The organism is Thermoanaerobaculia bacterium, assembly GCA_035260525.1.
Taxonomy (GTDB): domain Bacteria; phylum Acidobacteriota; class Thermoanaerobaculia; order UBA5066; family DATFVB01; genus DATFVB01.
The window spans coordinates 1-5,382 of record DATFVB010000300.1; the positions used below are offsets into that span (position 1 = coordinate 1).

A 5,382-nucleotide genomic window follows, 5' to 3' on the forward strand; every position below is an offset into this window, starting at 1 on the left:
GAGGTCGAGCTTCATCGTGAGAAGCCTCTCCGCGCGAAACCCGGGATCGACCGCCGAAAGTCGGAGGAAGCTGCGGCCGAGGAGTCCGGCGCCCGTCAGGAGGACCATCGAGAGACCCATCTGCGCGACGACGAGGAGGTCGACGAGGCTCCGGCGGGAGCGCCGCGGCGCCTCGGCGTTCCGGGCGTCGGCGAGGGAAACGGACCCCCGAAGCAGGAGGCCAGCGGGAGCCAGCGCGAGCGCGAGCCCGGAGACCAAGCCGGCGGCGAGCGAGAAGATCAGGGTCTGCGGTCCCGGCGCGATCGCCGACGGCCGCGGCAGGCCGGGCGGCAGGAGGGCGGATACGGCGCGGGCGCTCCAGACGAAGGCGAGGAACGCGGCGGAGCCCCCGAGCACGCCGATCACGGCCCCCTCGACGGCCATTCCGGAGGCGAGGCCCCGACGCGTCGCGCCGAGAGCGAGCCGGATGCCGATCTCCCGCTTTCGCCGCTCGGCGCGGGTGAGCAGCATGGAGGCGAGATCGGCGCAGGCGATCAGCCACACGAGGGCGACGGATGCCGCGAAGGCGACCAGGGCGGAGCGCACAGAGTCGACCATCCCGTCGCGGAGCGATCGCGCGGCCGCGCCGTGGCCCGGGTCCGCGCCGGGATCGCGTCGCTGGACGGACGCCGCGATCCGCGAAAGGTTCACGCTCGCGGCCGCGACCGATACGCCCGGCTTCAGGCGTGCGACCGCGCGGAAGACGTGAACGGCGCGGTTGCGCATCCAGCCCTCGGCGGCGAGCGGGGTCCACACGTCGATGTCCTCCGCCGGGAAATCGAACGACGGCGGCATCACGCCGACGATCGTCCGGCTGCCGTGCCCGAGGCGAAGGGCCGATCCGACCACGTCGGAGCGTCCTCCGAGCTCTTCCTTCCAGAGCCGGTGGCTCACGATCACCGCCCCGGTCTTCGCGGCGTCCGGCGCGAACGCGGCGCCGGCCGACGGCGGGGTGCCGAGCGTCCGGAAGAAGTCGGGGGACACTTCCGCCGTCCGAAGTCGGCGGGCGCGGTCTCCGGCCTCCAGCGTGGCCTCGTCCTCGGTATAGAAGGCGAGCGATTCGAAGTCGCGGTCGGCAGCCTTCCACTCCTCGGCGTTCGGAAGGGAGACCTCGTAGCGATCGTCGTGCTCCGCCGGCGCCGTCTCCGCCAGGGAGACGAGCCGTCCGGGCTCGGGATACGGGAGGGGCCGTAGGAGTTGCGCGTGGACGATGGCGAAGACGGCCGTGGTCGCGCCGAGGCCGACCGCGAAGACCAGGAGGATCGTCGCCGTGAAACCCGGCGAGGATCGCAGGCGGCGAACGGCGTCGCGAAGGTCGGCGGCGAGGAGAGCGATCCTATTCATCGCGGAGCGCCTCCATCGGATCGATCCGGGCGGCGCGGCGAGCCGGGAGAAAGCTCGCGAGCAGGCCCGCCGCGGCGAGGAGCGCCGCGACGCCGCCGAAGGCGACCGGATCGAGCGGCGCGACGGCGAAGAGGAGGCCGGAGAGGAAGCGCGTGAACAGGAAGGCCGCCCCGAGACCGGCGACGAGACCGGCCGAGATCATCCGCCCGCTTTCGCGGAGAACGAGCCCGGCGATCGCCGAGGGCAGGGCGCCGAGGGCCATGCGGATTCCGATCTCCCGTTTGCGTCGCGCGACCGAATACGCGAGGACGCCGTAGAGACCGACGGCGGCGAGCACGAGGGCCGCGATCGCGAAACCGGCGATCAGCGCGGCGGCGAGACGGCGCCGCGAGACGGATTCCGAGACGAGCTCGTCGAGCGGCGCGACCGTCCCGAGCGGCTGATCGGGGTCGGCGGCGGCGACGGCGGCGCGGAGAGCGCCCGCGGACGCCGCGGCGCTCCCGTCGACGCGGGCGACGAAGGTCGTGATCCGCTCGTGCGACTGGGAAAACGGAACGTAGAACGACGGGCGCGGCTCGTCGTCGAGAGAGCGCGCCCGAACCGTCCGCACGATGCCGACGATCACCCGCCACTTCCGCTCCCTGGAGTCTCCCTCGAAATCGATCCGGCGGCCGACGGGGTCCGCCGCGCCGAAGTAGGTCCGCGCCAGGGCGTCGTCGACGATCGCGACCGGCAGCGAAGACGGGCGATCCGCATCGTTGAAGAGCCGCCCCCGCAGGAGCGGGATCCGCATCGTCGCGAAGTACCCGGGTGTGGCTGCCCAGCTCTCTCCGTGGGGAGCGCGGTTTCCGGCGAGATCCGGCCGCCCTTCGATGTCGAAGGTCCCGTTGTTGCCGTTCCCGCCCAGCGGGAGGATCGAGACGGCGCCGGCCTCGCGGACGCCGGGCGCCGCTTCGAGCCGGGCGATCACGGAATTCCGGAACGTCTCGCGCCGGTCGGCGTCCGAATAGCGGTCCCGGGGAAGGGAAAGCTCGCCCGTGATGACGTGTCGCGGGTCGAATCCGGGATCGACGCGCAGGATCCGGACGAGACTCAGCGCGAGGAGCGCGGCGCCGACCAGGAGGAGCCCGGCGAGGCCGATCTGGCCCGCGACGAGGCCCCGGCGGAGGCGGCCTTCGCCGCGCGCGGCGACGCTCCGCCCCTCTTCGATCGTCCGCCGGACGTCGGGAACCGCGGTCCCGGCGAGGGGGACGAGGCCGAATGCGAGCGCCGTCACGGCGGACACGGCGAGCACGAACGCGAGGACGCGGCCGTCGATCGCGAGCGCCGACAGTCCGGGGAAGTCCGGCGGAAGGCGCCGGCTCGCGACCCGCAGCAGCACCCATCCGCCCGCGGCGCCCGCGGCGGCGGAGAGGATCGTGACGACGGCACTCTCGGCGAGGAGCTGCGCGAAGAGGCGGCTCCGCGACGCTCCGAGCGCGATGCGGATCGCGATCTCGCTGCGCCGCTGCGCGGCGCGGGCGAGGAGCAGGCCCGCGACGTTCGTGCACGCGATCAGGAGGAGAAGGCCGACCGCCCCGAAGAGTATCCAGAGGGGCTTGCGCGTGTCGCCGACGAGGTCTCGCTGCAGCGGCACGAGCGCCGTCCGGACGAGGCTCCCCGGCGGAAACTGGTCGGGATAGTCGCGCTGGAACCGGCGGATGAGCGCGTCGACCTGCGCCTGGGCGCCCGAGAGGGCGACTCCCGGCCGGATTCGGCCGATCAGGTCGAGGTACTCGTCTCCGCGTTGGCCGGCGGCGATCCGTTCCGGGGTCAGGGCGAATGGCGCCCAGACGTCCGACGCGGCGTTGCGGCCGTAGGCGCGTCCCCACCGGAAGCCGGGAGGCGCGATCCCCACGACGGTGTAGGGCTCGCCGTTGAGCAGAATCGTTCGCCCGACGAGCCGCGGATCGGCGCCGTATCGGCGGCGCCAGAGCGCGTCGCCGACGACGACGACGCGGTCGCGGCCGGGGGTCTCCTCGGCGGGATCGAACGTGCGTCCGCGCGCGGCGCGAACCCCGAGGATCGAGAAGAAGTTGGCGGAGACGAGGAGGCCCCGAAGTCGCTCCGGCGTTGCGTTCCCCGTCGCCGCGGGACTCCAGGGCGTCGTCGCCGCAACGCCGGACAGAGCCGGCACCGAGAGCCGGAAGTCGACGAGATCGGGAGGCGACGACGCCCCGCGGAAATGGTGGGCGCGGTCCTCGGAAACGACGGCGACGAGCCGGGCCGGATCCGCAAAGGGGAGCGGGCGCAGGATCGTGGCATCGACGACCGAGAAGAGCGCGGTCGCGGCGGCGATCCCGAGGCCGAGGACGGAAATGACGGCGAGCGCGAAGCCGGGCGCTCGCCGGAGGAGCCGGAGAGCGAAACGGACGTTCTGGCCGATCCCCTTCATCGAGTCACCTCACTCCTGTCTCAGGCTTCGGGACGGGTCGAGCCGCGCGGCGCGCCGCGCGGGGAGCGCGGCCGCCGCGAGCGCCGTCGCCGCGAGCGCGGCAGCCACGCCGGCGAACGTGAGCGGATCGCGCGGCGAGACCGCGTAGAGGAGCGGAGAGACGAGCCGCGTCGCCGCGATCGCGCCGCCCAGCCCGAGGGCGATGCCGACGGCGGCGGGCCGAGCGGCGTCGGCGACGATGAGTCTCACGATCGACCCCGGCGATGCGCCGACGGCGACGCGTACGCCGATCTCCCGCGTTCGCTGGGCGGCCGAGAAGCTGATCACGCCGTAGACGCCGACGCCCGCGAGCAGCACCGCGAGGAGCGCGAACGCCCCGAGGATCTCGAGCGCGATGCGGCGGGGCGCGGCGGATTCGCTGACGAGATCGTCCAGGGTCGCGAGACTCGAGACCGGGACTTCCGGGTCGAGCGTCGACACGGCGGCCCGGATCTCTCCGGCGAGCGCGCGAACGTCCCCTCCGGAGCGCACGACGAACACCGGCCCCGACGGCGGCGACGTGTCGACGTGGTAATAGACCTCCGGTCGCGGCGGGATCGCGAGGCCCAGATGCCGCACGTCCCCGACGACGCCCACGATCGTCTGCCAGTCTCCCTCGCCGCTCGCCGTCGCGGTCGATATCCTCCGCCCGACGGCGCTCTCCCCCGGGAAGAACCGGCGGGCGAGCGCGCGGTTGACGACGACGCTGCGCGCGCCCGCGGCGATCTCCGACTCGGTCACGAGCCGTCCCTCGACGAGCGGGATGCGCATCGCGGCGAAATACCCCGTGCTCGCGCGCCGGAAGTCGATCTCGGGACGCTCCTGGGCGGGGACCGGACGTCCCTCGACGGAGAGGAACGTCGTGATGTTGTTGGCCGAGGCCATGAGCGGAAGGCGGGTCACCCGGCCGATCGCGACGACCTTCGGTAGCGCGGCGATCCGCGACTCGAGCTCCCGGGCGAACGCGGTGCGCGCCGCGGGCTGGCGATACCGCTGGCCGGGAAGGTCGACCTGGAACGCGACCGCGTGGTCGGGAGCGAAGCCGGGATCGACCGCCGTGAGGCGGACGAGACTGCGCAGGAGGAGGCCGGCGCCGGCAAGCAGCACGAGAGCGAGCGCGGTCTCGGCCGCGACGAGGAGCGATCCCGCCGTTCGCACGGACCGCGTGGCGGTCGCGCTTCCTCCCTCGTGCAGGGCGGCGGCCGCCCCCGGCGCCGTGCGCGCGGCGAAAACGCCGAGAGCGAGCCCGACGGCGAGCGCGACGGCGGCGTTGAAGGCGAGAACGGTTCCGTCGATCGCGACGCGCGCGTACACGGGGAGGGGGAGCGGGCTCAAGGAGAGCAGCAGCGGAAGGACCACGTAGGCGACGAGGGCTCCGGCGGCGGCTCCGCCGCCCGCCAGCAGCAGGCACTCCGCGGCGATCAGCCGGAAGCGGTCCCACGCGCCGGCGCCGAGCGCCGACCGGATCGCGAGCTCGCGCCGCCGCGCAGCCGAGCGGGCGAGCACCAGGCTCGAGACGTTCGCGG

At 73.7% G+C, this 5,382-nt stretch carries 3 protein-coding genes; all 3 read right to left on the bottom strand.

Annotated features, from left to right (window positions below):
* Positions 1-1,383 (bottom strand): ABC transporter permease (locus VKH46_14410; protein HKB72038.1); only part of this gene is annotated, 1,383 nt, incomplete at its 3' end.
* Positions 1,376-3,817, bottom strand: coding sequence for an ABC transporter permease (locus tag VKH46_14415; protein HKB72039.1), 2,442 nt, complete (start codon positions 3,815-3,817; stop codon positions 1,376-1,378). The genes VKH46_14410 and VKH46_14415, both read right to left, overlap by 8 nt.
* A gap of 9 nt (positions 3,818-3,826) precedes the next feature.
* The coding region (locus tag VKH46_14420; GenBank protein HKB72040.1) for an FtsX-like permease family protein at positions 3,827-5,382 on the bottom strand (1,556 nt) is incomplete at its 5' end.